Source organism: Alishewanella jeotgali KCTC 22429, assembly GCF_000245735.1.
GTDB lineage: Bacteria > Pseudomonadota > Gammaproteobacteria > Enterobacterales > Alteromonadaceae > Alishewanella > Alishewanella jeotgali.
This window is the reverse complement of the sequence record NZ_AHTH01000031.1, coordinates 1-3,066: the sequence shown is the minus strand read 5'-3', so window position 1 is coordinate 3,066 and position 3,066 is coordinate 1. Positions and strand designations below refer to the sequence as shown.

The following is a 3,066-nucleotide window of genomic DNA, read 5'->3' as shown; positions in this document are numbered from 1 at the left end:
CCAAAAAACCGGGGTTTGTCATTAATCTGAAGCCAGCAACAATGCTGGCTTATTCTGGCTTAAAGACCCCAATCACCAATTCATTCTCGCGGGTCGATTGCACCACTTGCTGCTCTGGTTGCGCCATCTGATGCCCACAGGCCACGCACTCCACCTTCTCAACATTGTTTTCAATAAACAAACTCATGGTATCGGTGGCTTTACACTGCGGACAGGTCGCGCCGGCGATAAAACGCTTTTTCTTACGGGTGGTCATACAGGCTCCAACGGGCACAAAAAGCCGGACGAAATTTTAGTTTCAGCCGGATATAGCGTAAAATCGCCCACTTAGTTCACTGGTACAAGGTAAAACATGATCCAGCTTCAGCAGGTAGAATTAAGACGCGGTATCCAGGCGCTGTTTACAGGGGCCGATCTTACCGTATTTCCGGGGCAAAAGGTGGGAATTGTCGGCGCCAACGGTTGTGGTAAATCCAGCTTATTTGCGCTGCTGCAAGGTAAATTACATGCCGATGCCGGTAATGTCAGCATCCCTGCTGCCTGGGTGATCGCAACAGTGGCCCAGGAAACGCCGGCCCTGGACTGTTCCGCCCTGGATTATGTGTTACAAGGCGAGCCTGAACTTTACCCATTGCTGCTAAAAGCCCGCAGTCAATGCAGCGACAGTGATCTGGCAGCGGTACATCAGCAAATTGAAGCGCTGGATGGCTACCGTGCCGAAGCCAAGGCCGGCACCCTGCTGGCGGGTTTAGGATTTAGCGGCGAGATGCAGCAACAGACCGTAAAGTCGTTTTCCGGTGGCTGGCGGATGCGGATGAACCTGGCACGGGCGCTGATGCAAAAAGCCGAGCTGTTACTGCTCGATGAGCCAACCAACCACCTTGATCTGGATGCGGTACTCTGGCTGGAAAAGTACCTCAGTAACTATCCGGGTACCTTACTGCTGATTAGCCATGATCGGGATTTTCTTGATGCAGTGACCGACAATACTGTCCATATCGAACGCCAGTGTCTGACGCTGTATAAAGGCAATTACAGCCAGTTCGAGCGCCAGCGTGCAGAACAACTGGCACAACACCAGGCAAACTTTGAGAAGCAACAGCGCCAGGTGGCGCACTTGCAACAATTTATCGACCGTTTTAAAGCCCAGGCCACCAAAGCCCGGCAGGCACAGAGCCGGATCAAGGCGTTGGAGCGGATGACCATACTGGCACCGGCGCACGTTGATTCGCCGTTTAACTTCAGTTTCCGCGAGCCACGGGCCTTACCCAACCCACTGTTAAAACTGGAACAGGTCCAGGCCGGCTACAGCGGCAAGCCCATTCTGAGCAATATTAACTTTCAGCTGCTGCCAGGTAGTCGTATCGGCTTACTCGGGCGTAATGGCGCCGGTAAATCCACACTAATCAAATTACTCAGTGGTGAGCTACCGCCACTGGCTGGTGAACTCTGGTATGCCAGTGGCGTTAGTCTTGGTTATTTTGCCCAGCACCAACTGGAAACCCTCAGACCGCAAGATTCGCCATTGCAGCATCTGGTGCGACTGGACCCGCAGGTTCCTGAGCAGAAGCTACGTGATTTTCTTGGTGGTTTTGGTTTTCACGGCGATAAAGCGCTGGAACCCTGTGCGCCTTTCTCCGGCGGCGAAAAGGCTCGCCTGGTGCTGGCGTTATTGGTGTATCAGCGCCCGAATTTGCTGTTGCTGGACGAACCGACTAACCATTTGGATCTGGAAATGCGCGAAGCCATAGTCATGGCGCTGCAGGATTTTGCCGGGGCCATAGTAGTGGTATCGCACGACCGCCACTTGCTGAACAGCACCACTGACGAATTTTATTTAGTGGCGAATGGCAAAGTCGCCCCCTTCGATGGCGACTTGCAGGACTATTACCAGTGGCTGCAACAAGATGCCCGACAAAGCCAGCAGAGTGCGGCTCCGGAAACCGTCAGTAGCAATAGTGCTGCAGTGCGCAAAGATCAAAAACGCTTGGAGGCGGAGCTGCGCAATCTGCTGCGACCACTAAAGCAGAAAATTGACAAGCTGGAGCTGCGGCAGCAACAACTCGAGACTCAGCTGGCCAGCCTGGAGCAACAACTGGCGGAACCAGCCATCTACGAAGCCGCTAACAAAGCCCAGCTAACTAAACTGCTGACAGAACAAACCCAGGCCAGCAGCGAACTGGCGCAAGTAGAAGAAAGCTGGTTTGAGGCGCAAGAGGCGCTGGAACAACAAAGCCAACTTTTCTGGCAGCAAAATCAGTAGGGACAAAGCGATCTATGCAGCAGATGACAGTACAGCAAATGACAGCGCAGCAGCTTAATGCCGACGCCTTTTGGCAAATCAGCCTGGGGTTTTACCCACAGGTGCAGCCGCTTTGCCTGCAGTTACAGGACAATTGGCAGGCCAATGTTAATCTGCTGCTGCTGCTCAGCTATACCGAGCAACTGGGCTGGCAGCTGGATGCTGCTAGTCTGACGCAGGGCTTACAGCAACTGGCACCGTTAAATCAGCACATTACTCAGGTATTACGCCAGTGCCGGCGTGAGCTGCCTAAACTGCCGCTGGATAGTAGCCAGCAAACGGAACTAAAACAGGGAATTTTACAAACCGAGTTGGTGGCAGAGCGGCTGGAGCAGCAACTGCTGTGTCACTACTTGCGCTTTACCCCGGCCAGTAACCCGGACAACCTGAGTCTATACTGCCAGCAGTTAGCCGTAACAAACGAAGCGCTACAACGGGCATTATTTGATCTGCGTCAAGCTGCCGCCCGCTTTGCCGCGGCCAGCTGAGTAACTTTGATCCAGGTCATATCAGCGCCTGCTGCCCTTGCCTACACTTCCCTCAAGCAACTTCAGGAGGGAAATCCTATGAACCTATGGCATGAATTTTTAAACGACCCGGTAATTTTTATTTCTTTTACCGGCTTGGCCATTGTGATTGGCCTGTGCATTTTCTACGCCGTGTACTTTATGTACAAAGTCAGTAATGCTGAGGAACAAACCAAGTAATAGCCACACGGTTTAACAGGTCGGGCAGACGCCCTAGGGCGTGTTGACGTTTGCTGC

Annotated in this window: 4 protein-coding genes; 3 read left to right on the top strand and 1 reads right to left on the bottom strand. The window is 53.0% G+C overall.

Annotation, left to right across the window (positions count from 1 at the left end):
• Window positions 1–49: 49 nt before the first annotated feature.
• Window positions 50–256: a YheV family putative zinc ribbon protein gene (locus AJE_RS10070; RefSeq protein WP_008609634.1), complete on the bottom strand. Its 207-nt coding sequence runs from the start codon at window positions 254–256 to the stop codon at window positions 50–52.
• A 96-nt stretch (window positions 257–352) separates the two neighbouring features.
• Here AJE_RS10070 and AJE_RS10065 point away from each other — a divergent pair, with 96 nt between their 5' ends.
• The 3 genes from AJE_RS10065 to AJE_RS18205 all read left to right on the top strand — a co-directional run bounded on the left by AJE_RS10065 (window position 353) and on the right by AJE_RS18205 (window position 3,009).
• Window positions 353–2,263: an ATP-binding cassette domain-containing protein gene (locus AJE_RS10065; RefSeq protein ID WP_008950775.1), complete on the top strand. Its 1,911-nt coding sequence runs from the start codon at window positions 353–355 to the stop codon at window positions 2,261–2,263.
• A gap of 14 nt (window positions 2,264–2,277) precedes the next feature.
• Entirely contained in the window at window positions 2,278–2,790 is a 513-nt protein-coding gene (locus tag AJE_RS10060) for a TIGR02444 family protein (protein WP_008950774.1), read from the top strand.
• Window positions 2,791–2,868: 78 nt separating this feature from the next.
• Entirely contained in the window at window positions 2,869–3,009 is a 141-nt protein-coding gene (locus AJE_RS18205; RefSeq protein WP_008609638.1) for a DUF3149 domain-containing protein, read from the top strand.
• The last annotated feature ends 57 nt before the right edge of the window (window positions 3,010–3,066 follow it).

Coding starts and splice junctions, on each gene's coding strand:
- AJE_RS10070 (WP_008609634.1), bottom strand. CDS start 256: ATGACCACCCGTAAGAAAAAGCGTTTTATCGCCGGCGCGACCTGTCCG.
- AJE_RS10065 (WP_008950775.1), top strand. CDS start 353: ATGATCCAGCTTCAGCAGGTAGAATTAAGACGCGGTATCCAGGCGCTG.
- AJE_RS10060 (WP_008950774.1), top strand. CDS start 2,278: ATGCAGCAGATGACAGTACAGCAAATGACAGCGCAGCAGCTTAATGCC.
- AJE_RS18205 (WP_008609638.1), top strand. CDS start 2,869: ATGAACCTATGGCATGAATTTTTAAACGACCCGGTAATTTTTATTTCT.